The following is a 19,550-nucleotide window of genomic DNA, read 5'->3' on the forward strand; positions in this document are numbered from 1 at the left end:
AGTAGGGTATGTGGCAACGACTGGATCCCAGTGTGGATATCTGGAGGGCCCGATCCCATCCCCTGAATCCCATTTTTCTGCCCCGTTCGGTGGCGGTGGTGGGGGCCACGGAGCGGGAGGGCAGCGTGGGGCGGACGGTGTTGTGGAACCTCATTAGCCACCCCTTTGGCGGCACGGTTTACCCGGTCAATCCCAAGCGGCACCAGGTGTTGGGGATCCGGGCCTACGAGCGGCTGTCCGCTCTGCCGGAGCCGGTGGATCTGGCCATTATCGCCATTCCGGCAGCGGGGGTGCCCAAGGTGGTACAGGAGTGCGTAGAAGCCGGGGTCAAGGGCGCCATTGTTCTTTCAGCAGGCTTCAAGGAAACGGGCCCTGCTGGCTGGGAGCTGGAGAAGCAAATTCAGCAGACTATCCAATCGCGTCAGCGGGACGGAGTCCTTGGGAAGCTGCGCTTGATTGGCCCCAACTGCCTGGGGATCCAAAACCCCCACACGGGCTTAAACGCCACCTTTGCTGCCCAGATGGCCCGGCCCGGCAATGTGGGCTTCATCAGCCAAAGTGGGGCCCTGTGCACCTCGATCCTGGACTGGAGCCTGCAGGAAAATGTGGGCTTCAGCGCCTTTATCTCTCTGGGATCGATGCTGGATGTGGGCTGGGGAGACTTAATCGACTACTTGGGCGAGGATCCCCATACCCACAGCATTGTCTTGTACATGGAATCCATCGGGGATGCCCGCTCTTTTTTGTCGGCGGCCCGAGAGGTGGCCCTGAGCAAGCCCATCATTGTCATCAAGGCGGGGCGCACCCAGGCGGCAGCCCAAGCAGCCGCTTCCCACACGGGCTCCCTCACCGGCAGCGATGCGGTTTTGGATGCGGCCTTCCGCCGTTGCGGCGTGCTGCGGGTGGATCACATTGAAGATCTCTTCGACCTGGCGGAGGTGCTGGCCAAACAGCCCCGTCCTCAGGGCCCTCACCTGACCATCCTCACCAATGCCGGCGGGCCAGGGGTGCTGGCCACCGATGCCCTCATCCGCGCCGGGGGATCCCTGGCCCAGCTCTCCCCCCAAACCCTGGAGCAGCTTAACCAGCTCTTGCCCCCCCACTGGAGCCACGGCAATCCCATTGATATTTTGGGGGATGCCGATCCGGAGCGCTTTGCCCAAGTTTTGGAAGTGGTGTTGCGGGATCCCGGCAGCCAGGGTTGCCTGGTCATCCTCACCCCCCAAGCCATGACGGATCCCACGGCCACTGCCGAGAAAGTGGTGGAGACCTGGCGGCGCAGTGGATCCCGGCAGCCTATCCTGGCCAGTTGGATGGGGGGAGCTGGCGTGGATGCGGGCGAGCACATCCTCAACCAAGCCGGGATCCCCACCTACCGCTACCCGGATCAAGCGGCGCGGGTGTTTAGCCATCTGTGGCGCTTTAGTGACAACCTCAAGGCCCTCTACGAAACCCCCACCCTGGCTCCCACCAGGCCAGTGGAGCAGGAAAAAGTGCAGCAAACCCTTGCCCAGGCGAGGCGGGAAGGCCGCACGCTTCTCACGGAGGTCGAATCTAAGGAAATCCTGGCCGCCTACGGGATCCCCGTGGTGCCGACGCGGGTGGCCGAGAGCCCCGAAGCAGCAGTGGAAGCTGCCGAGGCCATGGGTTACCCAGTGGTGGTGAAGCTCTACTCCCACACCCTCACCCACAAAACCGATGTGGGCGGCGTGCAGCTCAACCTGCCCGATGCTGAGGCGGTGCGCCGGGCCTTCGGGCAAATCCTCCGCAACGTCAGCGAGAAAGCGGGGCCGGAGCACTTCCAGGGGGTCACGGTGCAGCCGATGGTGGACACGGATGGCTATGAGCTGATCCTGGGGAGCAGCCAGGATCCCCAGTTTGGGCCGGTGTTGCTGTTTGGCAGTGGCGGACAACTGGTGGAGGTGTTTCAGGATCGCTCCATTGGCCTTCCCCCCCTCAACACCACCTTGGCGCGGCGCCTGATGGAAAACACCCTCATCTACAAGGCCCTCAGGGGGGTACGCGGACGCCCAGCTGTCGATCTGGAGGCCCTGGAACAGCTCTTGGTGCGCTTTAGCCAACTGGTGGCCGAGCAGCAGGACATCCGAGAAATTGACATCAACCCGCTGCTGGCTTCTGCCAAGGGGTTGGTGGCCCTCGATGCCCGCGTCATTTTGCGAACCGAGCAGGATCCCCAGGTGCCCTTGGCCATCCGCCCCTATCCCACCCAGTACATCTGGAGCTTCCGGGACGGCATCACCATTCGCCCCATTCGCCCTGAAGACGAGCCTTTGGTGATCGATTTTCACCGCCACGTCTCCGATTACAGCGTCTATCTGCGCTACTTCCACCCGATCAAATACAGCGCCCGCATCGCCCACGAGCGCCTTACCCGCATTTGCTTTAACGATTACGACCGCGAGATTGCCTTAGTAGCAGAAAAACAGGAGCCAGAGGCCAATCGCGTCAGCGGGACGAAGTCCTTAATCCTCGGCATCAGCCGCCTCTCCAGAAAACATGGCTTTCCCCAAGAAGCAGAGTTTGCCATGCTGGTGGCGGATCCCTACCAACGGCAAGGGATTGGCACAGAGCTGTTGACCCGCCTCATTCAGGTGGCCCGCTGCGAAGGGATCCAGCACCTCACCGGCGAGGTTCTTTGCGAAAACGAGGCCATGCGCCGCCTGTGTCAGCGGCTGGGGTTTCAGTTGCGCCCTTCTCCAGAGGATCCTGGCATTCTCAAGGCCACGCTGGATCTCGCTGTCGATGCGGCGATCCCCACCCCCTGTCCTGCCTAGGGATCCTTAAATAAAAACGGTTTGCCGACCGGCTTACCGTAGAATAGGAACAAGGGCCTGCTCCTTCCGCCTACAGCAAGCGGAGCCCCTCTGTCGGAGAGAGGCTGGGGGCGAGGGCGGCCCGAGGTTTTGAGGACGGCTATGGAGGTTACAAAGACAGGCGGGATCCGCAGGCTGCCGGTGAGCATGGGGCGGTGGCTGGGGATGGGATCCCTAATTTTTGGCCTTCTTCTTGGCCTCAGTGGTTGTGTCAGCGGTATGGGCTCAGGGGGATCCAGAGAGGAAGTAGCGATTCTCCTGGCCTCCTTTGCGGTGACGCGGGATGCCTACCGGCAGATCATCCCTGCTTTTGAGGCCGATTGGCTGGCGAAAACGGGGCAACGGGTGCGCGTAGAAAGCAGCTACGGCGGCTCAGCAACGCAATCGCGGGCGGTCATCAACGGGCTGGATGCCGATGTGGTGGCCTTGGCCCTGGCTTTGGATGTGGAGCGCCTCGTGGCTGCGGGTCTCATCCAGCCGGGATGGGAAGCCCGTACCCCCAACCAAGGGATCGTCACCCGCTCGGTGGCAGTAATTGTAACGCGGGAGGGCAACCCCCAGGGGATCCGCTCTTGGCAAGATCTGGCTCGGCCAGGCTTGCAGGTGGTTACCGCCAACCCCAAAACCTCAGGGGGGGCTCGCTGGAACTTTTTAGCCCTCTGGAGCGCTGTCCCTGAACCTCAGGCCCTGGCCTTCACCACCCAGGTCTACAAGAATGTCCGCATTTTGCCGCGGGACTCACGAGAGGCCACCGATGTTTTTTTCCAGAAAGGGCAAGGGGATGCCCTGCTCACCTACGAACATGAGGTGATCTTGGCCAGCCTGCGCGGCCAATCCCTGTTCTATGTGGTGCCGGATCCCAACATTTCCATCGACAACCCCGTAGCCGTGGTGGATGCCAATGTGGATCGCAAAGGTACCCGTGCCGTGGCCGAAGCCTTTGTGGACTACCTATTCACCCCAGAAGCGCAGCGGGCCTTTGCCGAGGTGGGCTTTCGCCCGGTGGAGCCGACGGTGGCCCAAGAGTTTGCCTGGCGGTACCCTCCTGTTGAGAAGCGGGTTACCGTCGCCGACCTGGGAGGCTGGGAGGTTGTCCAAAGCCGCTTTTTTGCCGATGGGGCCTTGTTTGACCGCATCCAAGCCCAGTTTTGACGCTCATCCCGCTAACGCAAAGCAAGTAGCAGGAGATTCCCCCTTCACCGAGTCTTGACCCGATGCCCTAGAGGACATCCCCGCCAGAACCTCTCCAGGGGCCTTTGAGGACTTCGTCCCCCTGGCGAGCACCTCACCGCGCTCCCCAACCCGATCCCGCAGCACCATCCCACCGGCAACATCCCTGGGCAGCCAACAGCCACAAGAGCACTCATACCAGCGGGTTCTCAGCGCCTCACCCCACGCCGGACACTCCTGAGAGGTGCCTGCCGCCCTCTCTCTGGCTCCAGCCTTGCCCCGCTTGAACCCAACCCAGGGCAGCGCCGAGTTCAGGAACTGCCCATGACCGGCCTCCACCATAGGCTTGCCCAGAACCCTGCGCCTTGAGGGTGGACTCATGGTCAGGGTTGTGATGGGCGCGTTGTGTATCACCACCTGCTGCCTGCCTTCCTGTGGCGGTGCGCCTTTGTCGGTCATCACACAAAAGCCATAGGCTGAGCAGCCAGCGGAGATGGAGGGATTGTTCTTTCTGCTGGCTCGCTGCTTCACCACCCCTGCTGCACGCGAAGCACTGCAATGAATCTGGGTAGAGATTTGCACCTCAATCCTCGCAGTATCCTGCAAACTGGAGGTGTTGCCCCCGCCAGCTAAAATCTCAAGACGGTTCTCGCTGCCTTCACGGATGAAGACTCTGGGAGGTTTTCCAAAAGCGACGGAAAGTGCCCTTGAGGGGAAAGGTTGCCATTTTTTTCCTGGCCCAGCTTGCCATGCCGACCGTCAACTATCTGCGCATCAGCTTGATCGATCGCTGCAATTTCCGCTGCCAGTACTGCATGCCTGACGAGGCGGAGTTGACGTGGCTGCAAGCCCCAGAGCGTTTAACGGATGAGGAAATCCTCACGTTGGTTCGAGAGGTGTTTTTGCCGTTGGGGATCGATTGCTTTCGCCTCACCGGCGGCGAACCCCTGCTGAGGCCGGGGCTGGAGTATCTCATCCGGGCCCTGTGCAGCCTGCCTGGGGTGAGAGATGTGGCCCTTACCACCAACGGCTTCAACCTCAGCCAAAAAGCTCAACTCCTCTATGAAGCGGGGCTGCGCCGCATCAACATCAGCTTTGATTCCCTCAACCCCGAGACCTTTCGACTGATCACGGGGCGGGATCGCTGGCGGCAGGTCTGGGCCGGGATCCAAGTTGCCCACCAAGTGGGGTTCGATCCCCTCAAGTTGAATGTGGTGGTGATCCCTGGGCTCAACGAATCGGAAGTGGAAGATCTGGCTGCCCTTACCCTGGAGCGGCAATGGCATGTGCGCTTCATCGAGTTTATGCCCATTGGCAATGCCGCCCTCTTTCAGCAGGCCGGCTGGGTGGAGTCTGAGGTGCTGCGACAGCGAATTCGCGCTCGCTTTGGCCTGGAACCTGGGTTTGTGGCCGGCAATGGGCCGGCGGATGTGTTTCGCATCCCAGGGGCAAAAGGCACCTTGGGCTTTATCAGCCAGATGTCGGAGTGCTTTTGTGATCGATGCAACCGCATGCGGCTATCCAGCGACGGTTGGCTGCGCCCTTGCCTGCTCAACGAATCCGGCCAAATCAACCTGCGAGATCCGCTGCGAGCTGGGATCCCTGCCGAAAGGCTAAGACAGCAGGTGCGAGAACTGCTGGACATCAAGCCGGACATCAACTTCAAAGGACGGGACACCGGCAGCCAGGGATCCTACCGGCGCACCATGTCTCAGATTGGCGGCTAGTGGGGATAGGGAATCTGCAAAAGCTGGTTGACCGGTGGGTGGGCCACCTGCAACTGTTTCCCATCCGGCCACTGGATCTGGATTTCCTTGACCCCCGTTTCGGATCCCAGGCCAAAGTGGGCCACCGGCTCCATCTGACAGAGGTAGCCGCTGCCGGCGTCGATGGCCTGGATCTGGGTACGGGTGGAGGTGAGCAGCCTTACCAACGCGCCGCGGGCCGGGGCTCCCTGGCGGGTGAGGGGCAGAACTCTCAGCCAGTTGTTGGCATTGGCCTGAGGGCGATAGAAGCTGAGAGGCTGGGCGCCAGACTCCCCATGGGCAATCAACAATTCCAGACGACCATCCCCATCCACATCGGCCACTGCTGCTCCTGTCCCCAATCCCTGCGGCTCGGCAGCATCTCCAATGTCAATGGCTTGCCAACGGCCTGAGCGCCATGCAAACAGACGGTTGGGCTCGCCGATGTTGTTGAAAAACAGCTCCGGATAGCCGTCGTTGTCGAAGTCGGCAGCGATGACTGTGCGAATGCGGGAGGGCCTAGCCAACTCCGGGGGGGCTACATCCTTAAAAAAACCGCCGGGGGCCTGGATCCAGAGGCGATGGGGGCCTTCCCAGTTGCCATAGAGCAAATCCAGCCGTCCATCCCCATCCAGATCCACCGCTGCCACGCCGCGCCCATGCTCGTCGGGATCTGCTAGGCCCACCTCAGCGGCAATCTCTTCAAAGGTGCCATCTCCCCGGTTACGAAACAGAAAGTTGGGCCCCTGCTCATTGACGGCAAAAATGTCCATCCGCTGCGAGACCAAGGGCAAGGCCACCAGACCCCGCCCGCCCGTCACCCGATTGAGTCTCGCTTCTGGCGCCACATCGGCGATCATTTGGTTAGGGCCCAACTCGTAGAGGCGCATAGGGCCGCCGTAGTTGGCTACGAAAAATCCATAGCTCCCCTGGCCAAGACGATCCACACAAGCTACAGAGCGACCTGCCGTCAAGTTGAGGGCATCTTGGTTTTGCGGCAGGGAGAACAGGTCCACCCAGCGAGATCCCTGCCAGTCGAAGAGGCGATCCCCAAAGCGCTTGCGCCCGCCGAAGGTATCGGTGTTCAAGACATAAAGTTCTTCCTGCCCGTCCCCGTCAAAGTCGGCGGCAGCCACCCCAATTGCCATGCGCCCTGCATCGGCCAGGGTGTCGTCTGCTTGATCCACCAGGGTTTGCCCATCCCACTTCAAGACTCGATTGGAGCCGCGGAACCCGCACACAAACAGCTCAAAGGCCCCATCCCGATCCAAATCGCAAGCGGCAACCCCGTAGAAAAGGGCAGGTGGGTTAAAGCGGATCTGCGAGCTGCAATCTTGGAACATGGGGATCCCATCGGAGAACAATAGGAACTGGTGGAGCTTCCAGCTCTGATGGTATGCTGGATCTTCGCTGGAACTTCCCCTTCAACCATGCCACGCATCAAATCTGCCATCAAGCGCGTTCAGATCGCAGAGCGGAATCGGCTGCGCAACAAAGCCACCAAAGCCATGGTGCGCGCTCTGATGAAGAAAGTGATCTCCCTCTCAACTGCCTATGCCGCCAACCCACAGCAAGAAACTCTGCAGGAAATCCAGGCGGCGATGAGTGCTGCTTTCAGCCGCATTGATAAAGCTGCCAAAACCGGCGTCCTGCACAAAAACACAGCCGCTCGTCGTAAGGCTCGGCTGGCCCGGATTGTGAAGCTATCTGTGGCTTCCTCGGAAAAATCCCAGGCTGAGGCTTTGGGTGGGCGTGATTGACTTCTCCTGCTGCTTCGGAAGTGGTGCTTGTGCGGGATTTCAGCCGCACGCAAACGAGATTTTGCCTCGGTGCCGGCAGGGATCCCAAGTAGCAGCCAAAACCTAATCTTGAGTATCCAACCTGCGCACCAACCAGCGCCGCAGCGGATGCCACACCGGCAAGGACAGGATCCAGCGGGATTGCTGCTCCAGCATGAGACGCTCCACCGGATACAGGCCGAACAGCTCATAGCGGCTTTGGGCAATCAGGATCCCCATCGTGAAGCTGACACAGAGCAATAACCCCAAGGTGGGCCATCCTGGGCGGTGAAACAGGGCATATCGCAGGCCCGTCCAAGTAAAGTAATCCCACAGGCGGGCTATATCCGCTCGCAGAGCCCAGAGACTGGGGATCCCGACTACCAGCCACAACAGGCCCAGAAAGATGAAGCTACCGCCGTGGTAGAGGCGCAACAGGCGCTTGGCTGCCGGAGACAGAGCTTGAGTGCCGGAAGAAGCTTTCTTTCGCCCAACTGAGCCAGGATCAGGGAGCAAGGGCATGGGGATCCCAATTTTCGACACCTCAACACCCATTTTGGACTTATCTCCGACGCAATAGCTCGGTTGCATGGGATCCTCGAACTCAAACGAGTACTTTTCTGCTTTCGGCTCGCCCATTTTAAGGGATCGATTCACAGGGAGCCCAGTTGTGGCTCTCCCGCTGCACAGCGCCATCCAAAAAGGCACTGATCAAAGCATCTGCTCAAAGCATCTGCCGTCTGCAAGTCTTCCTTATCCGTACAGTCAAGTTTCCTGAGAGACGCCCAGACGTCCCATTCCAAGAGCTTGGCAGACGATCTCTTTGACGTTCATATCCTGAGCGAAAACCAACATTCCCATGGTGAAGGGATCCCGCCCTGGCTCCCCAAGGCAAACCGCGCAATTTGCCCAAACAACACTGCGGAAATCCAAGCCAGAGGCAGGTGGGCAGGGTTGGGGATTGGGAACTTGGTCGGGGATATAATGGCTCTGCATCCTTTTCTTCGGCCTTGCTAGCTCAATGGATAGAGCACCGACCTTCTAAGTCGATGGTTGCAGGTTCGAGTCCTGCGCAAGGCGCTGGGCTCTGTTTTGGGTTTCCGACAAGCTGCCCTGATGGGGGCACCACATCTGAACCATCACCTGCCGGGAGTGGCTTTCCACCCGCAGGGATCCGCCCATCAGCTCCACTGCCTTTTGAACCAGCGATAGACCCAAGCCCGTTCCCCCGGCGTTGCGGCAATCCAACTGGGGGAGGCGATAGAACTTTTCAAAAAGGCGGGGCAACGCTTCTGCAGGAATTTCCACCCCTGTATTGCGCACCGTGATCAGCCAGCCGGGACGGCCATTGGAGTTAGCCTGGCTCACACTCAAATAGATGCTTTCCCCAGTGGGGGTGTACTTACACGCATTGTTTAAAAGCTCGCTGACCACCCGCGACAAGAGGCTCTCATCCGTGCAGAGGAGCCAAAGGTCGGGATCCCATTCCACCTGGAACTGTTGGCCCTGTTGGGCAGCCCGCAGCCGGAAGGGCTCGCAAAGATTGGGGATCCATTCCTGGGGAGATAAACAGGTAAGTCTGAGGACTTTGTTTCCGGACTCGATGGCTTGCAATTCCAATAAGTCGTTGATTAACTCCAGCTCGCGGTTGGTCTCCATCTCCAAAATTTGAAAGTAGCGCCTTTCCCGCTCAGTTAGGTTGGCTTTAGATAGAAACCCAATAGCCAGCTTCATGTTGGTGAGAGGTGTGCGCATTTCGTGGGAGACCATGTGCAGAAACTCATCTTTGAGTTGGTTGAGCTCCTGCAACTGCCGCACCTGACGCTGAATTGTCTGATAAAGACGTGCTTGGCGAATGGCGATGGCACATTGGCCGGCTACCCGTTGGATAAGCCGTTGTTCCCGCTCGGTAAATATCTGCCCCGGTGGACGGGATCCACAAATATTCCCCAAAACAAGCAGTTCCTCGTCTTGCCCTGCCAGATCCCTTTTTTCACAGATGGGGGCGACGATCAGGGTACAGCGGTCATGGTTAGGCCAGCAGGGGTGATGGAGATTGCTGAAGTGGCAAAGCTGTCCGCGCCGGAGCTGACGAAGCACATCGGCAAAATCTGCAAACGGGATCTCCAGGGGAAAGCGCCGGATCCCTTCTCCGGCCAAATAGTCCACCGCCAAAACGCTGACCTGCCGCTCTGGGTCATACAGGGCAATGGCGCAATTGGATAGGTTCAAGCTCAGGGCCAGTTCTCGGGCCACCGTTTCCAAGATTTTTTGTTCGTCCAAAGTGGAGCGAATTTCTTCGGTGATGAGCTGGAGTAGCGCTTCGTCGTTGTAAGCTTGTTCGAGCTCTGCATTGCGCACCCGTACTTGGTAATCCAATTCGGCATTGGCCTGCTGCAGCTTTTGATAAAGTTCTGCCTGCTGAATGGCCACTGCCAGGTGCTCCCCGATAGCCTTGGCCAACTCGATCTCATCGGTTTGCCAATCCGGATCTGAAGTCAGGCGCCGCAGCGATAGCCCGCCCCACATTTGTTCCTGACAAGCCACCGGGATCACCAGCCAAGGGCCCAGTTGGTATTCTCGCTTCTCATAAATGGCAAAGGGATCGGCAATCTGCTCCGGATCCTGGACATGAAAAATTTGCAGCCGTTTCAAATGATCGAAAACCATAAAATCCCTGCTATCCGGCAGTCGCAGGTTCAGATTGTTGGGCAAATTAGGAAATCGGCTATGGCTGGCAATGCCCAACCACACGGCCTCAGCGGGCAGGTACTGATAAAGGGTAACTCGTGCTGCCTGCAACACTGCCCCCACTTCCCGCACCGCCACATCAAATAGGGTGGGTAAGTCCAGAGAGGTGTTGATGGCCTGAATGAGCTGATTAAACAGTCTTTCTCGCTGCAATTGCCGCTGCAGTTTCAGCTCAGCTTGCTTGCGAGGGGTGATGTTTCTGATGATCACCAGCACTTGATCTTCCCCAAAGGGAACGATGCGGGCCTGGCGATATTGGGGCTGAGGGGATCCCTCTGGGCAGGGGTATTCGATCTCTTGAGCTTGCCGGGTTGCCAAGGCCAGCTCCAGATGCTCGCGAATGGCTTGGGCTATGGGTTCCGCCCCACCGGTGCAACCGGTATCAGGAAACAGCTCTTCAGGAGTTTTGCCCAGGTAGTAGGCAGGGGGATGGGGGACAGAAAAATGGCTGGGCGGCTTGAACTCCAGACAGCGGCCCTGGCGATCCAGACGAAGCAGCATGTCGGGCAGGGCTTCCAGGATCTGGCGATGGCGACGCTCCCGCTCAGCCAAGGTGGCCTCTAGTTGCTTGCGCTCGCTGATATCCAGGGTCACGCCGACAACCTGGCCGGGATCCCCTTTCGGCCCCAGCAGGACAACCCCCTGGGAAAGCTGCCAGCGCATCTGGCCGTCGGCCTGGTAAACCCGATATTCCACCGAAAAGTTGGGATCCCCCTCTACCACCCTGGGCCCAGCCGTCTGCAAAGCTTCTTTCACCCTTTGGCGATCTTCCGGGTGAACGTGCTGCAAAAACACTTCCAGGGTGAAATCTTGGCCGGGATCCAGCCCGTATTTGGCCTTGCACTGGGGAGAAGCACTCAACTCCCAGGTGCGCAGATCCAGTTGCCAATAGCCCAGTTGGGTGGCTTCTAAGGCCAAATAGAGATGCTCTGGATAAAAGCTGCCGTCTCCTGGCCGCACCGGCACCAGGCGGTATCGAGTTGAAGCCATCTCCCTCACCAGATTCTATGAGCCCTGCCTCATTGTGGACAATTTTCAGAGAACCTGGGAGATCCTACTATTCGAACTGTTAGAAATTGCTAACCTTAAGCATGGCTCCAGGGTAACTCTTAGATATGTGTTCTCCGACACCAAACCTTCAACTTGAGCTGGACTTCAACTTCACGGGGAGAAGGCCTAGGGTCACACCCTGCTGATGCGACCGGGAGGCTTTGGGCCGGGCTTGTGGGAAAGGGGGGTGCCTCTGCTATAGTATCGTCAGTTGCATTTCGGATCCCAAGCAGTGGGATCCCCCTGGCAGGTAGGGTTGGGGCAAGTTTCGAGACATTTTTGCGTTTTCGGGAGAGGTCGACGTTGGGTTGTGCCTTCTCGGTGTGAGCTTGCCCTTAGCCTGCGTGAAGCGTTTTCTCTTTTTTATGCTTTCCTGTGCAACGTTAAGCCTGACATTTAATCACAGAAAACTTCTCCTGCTCTCGAGTTTGGGTTTATCTGTAGTAAGACCTGTATTCAGATTTTCCCGATGGGTTGACGGTTTCCTGTTCGCCCTGGCGCGGCTTCTCAAGGTGCCGTTGCCCTCTTCATTTGGTTAGCGGACGGGGAAACAGAAGATTGCTAGATCTGGACAATTAGCAGGGCCGAGGTTGTCTTCACTTCCTTGGGCTTTGGCTTAAGTTTTCCTTTCCCTGGGTATCTCTTGCAAAGTTGCCCGATGTTGGCGATGGCAACAGGATAGTCTGTTTAGCCTGCTGTTAGGTTTTCTGGATTCTCTGAGTTGGGTTGATGGGCTGGCCCGCGGCATGGCGAGCGAAGGGATCCCTTTGACCTTTCTCAGCAGACTTCTCCCTATTTTTTCCTAGCTCAACTCAATCATTTTCCAACCGAAGAATTCAAGGTTATTGCTGTGGTTTGTAAAGTTTCTCCCAGTTTGGATCGACATAGCCAGTCGAGTGAATCTGCTTTGCTTGGCCAGGCTTCATTGCCCCAAGGCCACCCCTTGGATCCCCTTAGCGCCGAGGAAATGCGGCAGGTGGTGCAGATCCTGCGCCGGCAACGGCCCCTCAGTTCTCAGTGGCGCTTTGTAACCATCCAGCTACACGAGCCGGATCGGCCTTGGATGGAAACTTGGCAGCCGGGGCAGCCGTGGGATCGGCAGGCTTTCGTGGTGCTGTTGGATCCCGCCGCTGGCAACACCTACGAAGCCGTGGTCTCTCTGTCAACACAGCAGGTGCGCTCTTGGCAGCTCATTGCGGGCGTGCAGCCCCCTCTGCTCGACGATGAGGTGTACGCCTGCGACCGCCTGCTCAAGGAGGATCCCCAATTTTTGGCGGCTCTGCAGCGGCGGGGGATTGCCGATGTGGATTTGGTGATGGTGGACTACTGGACGGTGGGCTACTTCGGGATCCCGGAAGAAGAAGGGCGGCGGCTGGTGCGAGGCTTTTGTTTCCTACGTACTTCCCCTTGCGACAACGGCTATGCCCGCCCCATCGAGGGGCTCTACCCCTGGATTGACCTCAACCGCATGCAAGTTGTCAAGGTGGAGGATCGGGGTCTGTGGCCCTTGCCGCCGGAGTCCGGTAACTTCGACGAGCTGTTTTTCAAAGATTTTCGCCAAGACTTGAAGCCGCTAGAAATCACTCAGCCCCAAGGGGTGAGCTTCCAGGTGGACGGCCACCACATCCGCTGGCAGAAGTGGGATCTGCGCATCAGCTTTAACCCGCGAGAGGGGCTCGTCCTCCACCAGGTGAGCTACGAGGATCAAGGCCGCCTTCGCCCCATTCTCTATCGGGCTTCGGTAGCCGAGATGGTGGTGCCCTACGGGGATCCGCGGGATCCCCACTGTCGCAAAAATGCCTTCGATGTGGGGGAATACGGCATTGGCATGCAGGCCAATTCCCTGCAGCTGGGCTGCGACTGTCTGGGGGAAATCTACTACTTCGATGCCTGGCTGCCCACCAACAGCGGTGAGCCCATGCTTTTGAAAAATGCCGTCTGTATGCACGAGGAGGACTTTGGGGTGCTCTGGAAGCACACCGACTGGCGCACGGAACGGGCGCAGGTGCGGCGCTCGCGGCGGTTGGTGCTTTCCTTTTTCACCACCATTGGCAACTACGACTACGGCTTTTTCTGGTACTTCTACCAGGATGGCACGCTGGAGTTTGAAGCCAAGCTCACCGGCATCATCAACACTTGCGCCACGTTGCCGGGGGAAGAGCCGGAGTTTGGCGTCTTGGTGGCACCCCAATTGTCCGGCCTCAACCACCAGCACTTTTTCACCGTTCGCCTGGATATGGCAGTGGATGGGCCGTGCAATTCCCTCTACGAAGTGCATGCAGAACCTCTGCCTCTGGGGCCGGATAACCCTCACGGCAACGCCTTTCGCGCCCGCTCCACCCTGCTCAAAACCGAGCAGGAGGCTAAGCAAACGGTGGATCCCTTGCGGGGCCGCTATTGGAAGATTGTCAACCCCAATCGCCACAACCGCCTGGGACAGCCGGTGGCCTACAAACTGATGCCGGGGGAAAACGTCCAGCTTTTGGCCCACCCCGACTCTTGGCTGCACCGACGGGCAGGATACCTGGCCCACCACCTCTGGGCCACGCCCTACCATCCCGGCGAGAAGTTCCCAGCAGGGAACTACCCCAACCAACATCCCGGTGGCGAAGGGCTGGTGCAATGGACGCAAGCGAACCGCTCCCTGGAAAACACCCGCCTGGTGCTCTGGTATAGCTTTGGCTGCAATCACTTCCCCCGCACCGAGGACTGGCCAGTGATGCCGGTTAGCTACATCGGCTTTATGCTCAAGCCCCTGGGCTTCTTTGAGTGCAACCCGGCTTTGGATGTGCCCCCGCCTCCGCCAAAGATCAAAGGCTGCTGCAGCTTGAGTCATTCCAACCAGCAGTGAGCGCCATATCCACCCCCTGTCCCTCATCGCGCTGACCGAATCGGGATCCAACGGATTTGGGTGGGCTGTCAAGAATATCAAAAAGCCCAGAAGCCTTGCTGTGTAGGAACTTCTGGGCATTGTTCAACTTTGGGAAATGGAGCTGACGGGAGTCGAACCCGTGTCCGAGATGGGTACTGAGGGATCACTCATTCACAGGTTTAGCCTCTTTGACCCTCGAGGCGGGGATCGCCGTTTGGATCCCGGCGATGGGAGTTCTCCGCCTAATCTTAGTCTCTCCCTCGACGGAGCCGGAGTAGAGAGCTGCACCCGTTGGGGTTGTGATCCGCCCACTTAACGGGGTCGTGAGCAGATCCTCGAGCTCAGAGTAAGTTTTCGGTTACTGAGCCTTAGGCAGCCAAAGCAGCTGCTTTACGAGCAAAGGGTACGACGTTGTTCGCACGTACTTTTTTGAGCCTGGTGGTAACGGGATAAGCTCAATCCCGACCTGCATCATGAACCCATGTTCGCCACCCCGTCGAAACCGTTACAGCCCCAGGGTTGACTTGAGTCCAGCATAGCAAGATTTTTGGGGATACGGCCAGAACCTTTGCGAATGTGACAGAAGCTTTGCTAATATGACAAAGCTGCAAACTTGGGTCGGTAGCTCAGCGGTAGAGCACTCGGCTTTTAACCGATTGGCCCAGGGTTCGAATCCCTGCCGACCCATGTCAGTCTTCTTCTTCCAAAATGCGAGGCACCTTGAAGAACATGTCAGCTCGATCAGGGGCGTTGGCCAGGATCCCTTCGATATCCGGGTAGGGCTCAACTTCATCGGGGCGGGTGGGCAGTTCCATGTCCAGGACGTGAAAGGTGGGCTCTACCCCCTCCGTGTCCAGCTCCTTCAGTTGCTCCACGTAGGCCAAGATGTCTGTTAGCTGCTCTGTGAACTGGATCTCTTCCTCCTCGGTCAGCTCCAGACGAGCCAAGTGAGCAACATGTTGGACTTCTTCCCGTTTCAGCATCCTCTCCTCCGGCTCCCAGATTATCGACTTGACTTAGCCCAGGGTAGCCGAGATCAACCGTTCGCGTTAACGGAACGGAGTCCTTCTGCAGGAAAGCTCAGTACACCTCCAGGTTGGCGCGCCCGGTGGTTTTCAGCCAGTTTTGGGCCTCGATGTAGTTGTTGGGCGCAATGCGAATGGCCCGAATCCAGTACTGGGCAGCCTCGTTGAACAGGGCCTCTGCTGTTTCCTCATCCCCGGCTTGCAGGCTTAGCTCGCCCTTGTGGTGCAGCAATACGGCAATGTTGTTCAGGGCAGAGCAAAGTCTTGGGTTTAACTCCAGAGCTTGGTGGTAGTGGTCGAGGGCTTTGTCAAGCTCGCCGTTGCTCTGGTAGATCAGGCCCATGTTGTAGAGAATGTAGCTGCGGTCTTCTTCCCCCTGCTCGAGGGCGAGGGCTTCTCTGTAGTTTTCTAGGGCCTCGGCATATTCTCCTTCGCTCTGAGCGGCCATGCCATCCCGGTAGTAGGCAAAGGCTTTCTTTTCCTCGGAACTCACCCCTGGCAGCAGCTTCAGGATCAGATCGGCCATGACGGTGAAGGTCTTGTCAATGAAGTTGTCGTTCTTCATGCTGCGCGGCATGGCTGACCCCTTTTAAGTTTAGGACTAAGGATCTCTACTCTTGCGTTGTATCACGCCCAAGGCGGGATCCGAAACACAACCCCGTACTGCCCGCCCCACCTCTGGTGAGGTTTTTGCTATGCCTGCGGCAGGGGAACTGCAACGCTGTCGCGACGAGGCCACAAACGGCCTTGTCAAGGAACTTCCGAGCCTGTTAAGACCGTGTCGAGGAGCGCTTGCTCAGGCGCACAGGATGCCACTGCACGGTTTCGCCGGGGGAAACTTCGATCTCACAGGCGGTGTCGATCAGCCGCTGTGCCTGCGCTTGAGGGGTGGGATAGCGGGCCAGATCTGCATCCACCAAGTGGGGATGTTCCTGCAACAGCCGCATGAGAAACTCCTGCAATTCCTCAGGGCTGAGAAATTGCTCCGGCAAGCCCGGTATCAGCAGCACATAGTGGTTGGCAGCACGCAACAGTTCGGGTTCAGAGTCTGACATGGTGTGCGGTTGGGCATCTTCCTTCCATCATGAACCAACAGGTTGCGCCTCTCTTGATATCCTGAAAAAGACTTTCCTTGCTCTTGTCCTCCGTCTTGTTGGCGTTTGAGATCTGCTTTCCCTATGGCCAAGCCGCGCACCCTTTCTGGCATTCAGCCCTCTGGCGAACTGCATTTGGGCAATTACTTGGGGGCGATTAAGAATTGGGTGGCCGAGCAGGAGCACTACGAGAACTTTTTTTGCATCGTCGATCAACACGCCATCACCGTTCCTCAGGATCCTAAGCTGCTGAGGGAGCGAACCCGTTCGCTGTTTGCCCTTTATTTGGCCTGCGGTCTCAGCCTGGAGCATTGCGTGCTATTCGTCCAGTCCCACGTGCCTGCCCATACGGAGCTGGCCTGGCTGTTCAACACCATCACCCCCATGAACTGGGCGGAGCGCATGATCCAATACAAGGAGAAGAAGGAAAAACAGGGGGAGGAGACCAGCGTTGGCTTGTTCAGCTACCCGATTTTGCAGGCGGCAGATATTTTGCTCTACCAGCCCAAGTATGTGCCGGTGGGGGAGGATCAGCGGCAGCATATTGAGCTGTGTCGGGATATTGCCCGCCGCTTCAATGACCGTTTTGGAGAGGTGTTTTTGATCCCGGAGGCCCTGATTCGTCCGGAGGGGGCGCGGGTAATGAGCTTGACCGATGGTACGCGCAAGATGTCCAAGTCGGATCCCTCGGATTTCAGCCGTATCCATCTGCTGGATGACCCGGATACCATCCGCAAGAAGATCCAAAAATGCAAGACCGACCCCATTCGGGGCATTGCCTTTGACGATCCGGCTCGTCCCGAAGCCCACAATTTGTTGACGATTTACATGCTCACCTCCGGCAAAAGCAAGGAGGTGGTGGCGGCTGAGTGTGCCGAGATGGGGTGGGGGCAGTTCAAGCCCCTCCTTGCCGACAGCATCATCGCTGCCCTGGAGCCCATTCAGCAGCGCTACCGGGAACTGTGGAGCAACCCCGACCACCTGCTCGTTCTGATTCGGGAGAATGCCGCTAAGGCCCGGGCCATCGCCGAGCAAACGCTACAAAGGGTGAGAGAGGCCATGGGGTTCTTGCCCCCCTAAGGGATCCCTGCCCAAGCTTTGATCAGTCGGGGTTGCCATCGCGGATCTCGACGGTGCTCAAGGCGCTCACCAGCCAGTCTAAACCCAGCTCTGAGAGGATCCCTTTCCAGCCCAGGTGGAGGCGCTCCTGCCATTCTTGCCGGTGGTTAATCAAGTACACACAGACCAGAGTGATGCCCACTCCCAGCCATTGCAGCCGCGTCAGCGATTCCCCCAGAAAGGTGCTGCCAAACAGCAGGGCAAAGATGGGGGTGAGGAAGGTCAGGGAACTGAACTCGGTGAGGTTTTCCTGAGAGGCGAAATAGAAGAAGAGGGCATAGGCCAAGGCGCTCCCCATCACCGAAGCGTAGAGAAGGCCCAGCCAGTGGATCCCGCTCAGGTGTTGCCATTGCTGGGTTTCTGTTAGTGCTGACAGCAGGATCAACGGCAGGCTGCCCAACACCATGTGCCAGCCCGTCGCCAGCACCGGATCCGCCACCTCCGCCACCTTGGGCATCATCACGGTGCCGATGGCCATCGACAGGGAGGCCATCAACATCCAAACGACGCCGGCCCCCAACTGCAGGGATCCCTCGCCGGATAGGCCGATGAGGCCAATGCCGAAAACTCCCAGCCCCAGGCTCAGCCAGCCCAGGGATCCCATCCGCTCGCGGTAAAACCAGGTGGCCATCAAAGCCACCGCCAGCGGCTGCGAGTCAATGAGCACGGATCCCAGGCCCGCCCCTGTCTCTTTCAGCCCTTGGGCCAAAAATCCCTGAAAACATGTGCCATCCACCAGCGCAAACGCCAACACCCATAGCCAGCCGCGCAGCCCTCTGGGATGCCAGGCGTGAGACGCAGAACCCCGCCCCTGCCAGAGCCGAAAGGCCAGAACCAGGATCCCTGCCGGCAACAACCGCAGAATGGCAATAAAGAGGGGGGTGGTCTCGGAGAGGGCGTCTCGCATCACCACCATTGCTGAGCCCCACAGGAAAAAGGGGGCAATCATCAGGAGGCGTTGCCAGATAGGCTGAAAGAACAGGTCAGACTGAGCCATAGGTGCTTCAAACTTGGAGACGGAAGTTAACCCCATGTTAAGCGCTGGGGCAGCTCAGTTACAAATCTTAACTGTTGATGCATATTATGCCTGGCATGGGATCCCTGGAGGGCTTTCTCAACCTGGACAAGCCGGCGGGGCTCACCTCCCACGACTGTGTGGCAGTGGTGCGGCGGGTCTTGCGCACCCGCAAGGTGGGGCATGGGGGCACCTTGGATCCGGCGGCAACGGGGGTTTTGCCGATTGCGGTGGGACGGGCAACACGCTTTTTGTCGTTTTTGTCGGGGGATAAGGTGTATCAAGCAACCTTCCGATTGGGACAGCGCAGCGACACCGACGATGCCGAAGGGCAGATCCGGGTGGGATCCCCTTGTCCTGGGTTGAGTCGCGAGCAGGTGGAGCAGTGTTTGCGGGAGTTTACCGGCGAGATCTGGCAGGTACCGCCCCTCTACAGCGCCCTTAAGCGGCAGGGGAAAAAGCTCTACCAGTTGGCCCGGGCCGGCGTAGAGGCTGCAGAACTCCAGTTGGAACCCCGACGGGTGGTCATTCGGCAACTGCGCATCCTGGGCTGGCGAGCCGGAGACTTTCCGGAAGTGGATCTAGAAATTGCCTGTGGCCCCGGCACCTACATTCGTGCCCTTGCCCGCGATGTGGGGGAAAAATTGGGCTGTGGAGGGCTGATGAGCCGGCTGCGACGGCTGCAAAGTGGCCCCTTTCGCATCACAGAAAGCCTGCCGCTGGAGAGATGGCAGGGATCCGGGGATCCCGCTGCTGCCCTGCTGCCCATCGAGTGGGGATTTGCCGATTGGGGTGCGGTACAGCTCTCTTCCGCCGAAGCGAAGCAGTGGCTGCAGGGTCGGGCCATTCTCCTCGACCGGCCTGTTGTCGATGCCCCTACTTTGCGGGTGCTGGACGAGGCGGGCAAGTTTTTGGGCTTGGGGTATGGTCAGGCAGGCCAGCTCAAGCCGCTGCGGGTGTTGTCGCCGGATCCCTAGAGTGTTGCAGAAAGGTTACATTTTTGTAACAACATTGGCCATTGTCTCAGAGGGAAGTGGGAAAGAAACCCCCGCATGCTAAACTTCTGAGGGCGAAGGGGAGCCTGAAGCGTTGCCGTT

The 19,550-nt window shown here is 58.6% G+C and carries 14 protein-coding genes, 2 tRNA genes and 1 other RNA gene; 9 read left to right on the plus strand and 8 right to left on the minus strand.

The annotated features are described in order from the left end of the window. Positions 1–8: 8 nt before the first annotated feature. The 3 genes from NW842_RS06825 to moaA all read left to right on the plus strand — a co-directional run bounded on the left by NW842_RS06825 (position 9) and on the right by moaA (position 5,731). Positions 9–2,795 carry a GNAT family N-acetyltransferase gene (locus NW842_RS06825; RefSeq protein ID WP_414417729.1) on the plus strand — a complete coding sequence of 929 codons (2,787 nt, stop codon included), beginning with the start codon at positions 9–11 and terminating at the stop codon, positions 2,793–2,795. Between the two features lie 141 nt (positions 2,796–2,936). Further along, positions 2,937–3,986, plus strand: a complete 1,050-nt coding sequence (locus NW842_RS06830) for a sulfate ABC transporter substrate-binding protein (RefSeq protein ID WP_414417730.1) — start codon at positions 2,937–2,939, stop codon at positions 3,984–3,986. A 767-nt stretch (positions 3,987–4,753) separates the two neighbouring features. Further along, positions 4,754–5,731, plus strand: a complete 978-nt coding sequence (gene moaA / locus NW842_RS06835) for a GTP 3',8-cyclase MoaA (protein ID WP_414417731.1) — start codon at positions 4,754–4,756, stop codon at positions 5,729–5,731. On the opposite strand, the gene NW842_RS06840 is transcribed toward moaA, so the two are convergent. Beyond that, a complete protein-coding gene (locus NW842_RS06840) occupies positions 5,728–7,092 on the minus strand; it encodes a CRTAC1 family protein (protein WP_414375001.1) in 1,365 nt (454 codons plus the stop codon). The genes moaA and NW842_RS06840 overlap by 4 nt on opposite strands. 87 nt (positions 7,093–7,179) lie before the next feature. Here NW842_RS06840 and rpsT point away from each other — a divergent pair, with 87 nt between their 5' ends. Further along, positions 7,180–7,509: a 30S ribosomal protein S20 gene (gene rpsT, locus NW842_RS06845; protein ID WP_414331315.1), complete on the plus strand. Its 330-nt coding sequence runs from the start codon at positions 7,180–7,182 to the stop codon at positions 7,507–7,509. 102 nt (positions 7,510–7,611) lie between these two features. Here the strand turns inward: rpsT and NW842_RS06850 are convergent, their stop codons facing one another. After that, complete coding sequence (locus NW842_RS06850; RefSeq protein WP_187147245.1) at positions 7,612–8,049, minus strand: hypothetical protein; 438 nt, start codon at positions 8,047–8,049, stop codon at positions 7,612–7,614. 485 nt (positions 8,050–8,534) lie between these two features. Here NW842_RS06850 and NW842_RS06855 point away from each other — a divergent pair. Continuing rightward, positions 8,535–8,607, plus strand: a tRNA-Arg gene (locus NW842_RS06855). On the opposite strand, the gene NW842_RS06860 is transcribed toward NW842_RS06855, so the two are convergent. Continuing rightward, positions 8,569–11,268: an ATP-binding protein gene (locus NW842_RS06860; protein ID WP_414417737.1), complete on the minus strand. Its 2,700-nt coding sequence runs from the start codon at positions 11,266–11,268 to the stop codon at positions 8,569–8,571. The two genes, NW842_RS06855 and NW842_RS06860, sit on opposite strands and share 39 nt — an antisense overlap. A 910-nt stretch (positions 11,269–12,178) precedes the next feature. Between NW842_RS06860 and NW842_RS06865 the strand changes: the two genes are divergently transcribed. After that, positions 12,179–14,179 (plus strand): primary-amine oxidase, encoded by a 2,001-nt coding sequence (locus NW842_RS06865; RefSeq protein WP_414417732.1) that lies wholly within the window; start codon positions 12,179–12,181, stop codon positions 14,177–14,179. A 134-nt stretch (positions 14,180–14,313) separates the two neighbouring features. Here the strand turns inward: NW842_RS06865 and ssrA are convergent. After that, positions 14,314–14,715, minus strand: a transfer-messenger RNA (tmRNA) gene (ssrA, locus tag NW842_RS06870). Between the two features lie 100 nt (positions 14,716–14,815). On the opposite strand from ssrA, the gene NW842_RS06875 reads away from it, so the two are divergent. Next, positions 14,816–14,887: transfer RNA gene (locus NW842_RS06875), tRNA-Lys, on the plus strand. A 2-nt stretch (positions 14,888–14,889) separates the two neighbouring features. Here NW842_RS06875 and gatC read toward each other — a convergent pair. The 3 genes from gatC to NW842_RS06890 all read right to left on the minus strand — a co-directional run bounded on the left by gatC (position 14,890) and on the right by NW842_RS06890 (position 16,280). Continuing rightward, a complete protein-coding gene (gene gatC / locus NW842_RS06880; RefSeq protein ID WP_414375197.1) occupies positions 14,890–15,183 on the minus strand; it encodes an Asp-tRNA(Asn)/Glu-tRNA(Gln) amidotransferase subunit GatC in 294 nt (97 codons plus the stop codon). A gap of 97 nt (positions 15,184–15,280) precedes the next feature. Continuing rightward, positions 15,281–15,802, minus strand: coding sequence for a photosystem I assembly protein Ycf3 (locus NW842_RS06885; RefSeq protein WP_414350803.1), 522 nt, complete (start codon positions 15,800–15,802; stop codon positions 15,281–15,283). 193 nt (positions 15,803–15,995) lie between these two features. After that, positions 15,996–16,280 carry a chlororespiratory reduction protein 7 gene (locus tag NW842_RS06890; protein WP_414407248.1) on the minus strand — a complete coding sequence of 95 codons (285 nt, stop codon included), beginning with the start codon at positions 16,278–16,280 and terminating at the stop codon, positions 15,996–15,998. A gap of 123 nt (positions 16,281–16,403) precedes the next feature. Between NW842_RS06890 and trpS the strand changes: the two genes are divergently transcribed. After that, a complete protein-coding gene (gene trpS, locus NW842_RS06895) occupies positions 16,404–17,399 on the plus strand; it encodes a tryptophan--tRNA ligase (protein ID WP_414375193.1) in 996 nt (331 codons plus the stop codon). A gap of 22 nt (positions 17,400–17,421) precedes the next feature. On the opposite strand, the gene NW842_RS06900 is transcribed toward trpS, so the two are convergent. After that, positions 17,422–18,435, minus strand: a complete 1,014-nt coding sequence (locus NW842_RS06900; protein WP_414375191.1) for a DMT family transporter — start codon at positions 18,433–18,435, stop codon at positions 17,422–17,424. A gap of 95 nt (positions 18,436–18,530) precedes the next feature. Here NW842_RS06900 and truB point away from each other — a divergent pair, with 95 nt between their 5' ends. Next, positions 18,531–19,430, plus strand: coding sequence for a tRNA pseudouridine(55) synthase TruB (gene truB, locus NW842_RS06905; protein WP_414375200.1), 900 nt, complete (start codon positions 18,531–18,533; stop codon positions 19,428–19,430). The last annotated feature ends 120 nt before the right edge of the window (positions 19,431–19,550 follow it).

This window comes from Synechococcus sp. R55.4, assembly GCF_047461935.1.
Lineage (GTDB): Bacteria > Cyanobacteriota > Cyanobacteriia > Thermostichales > Thermostichaceae > Thermostichus.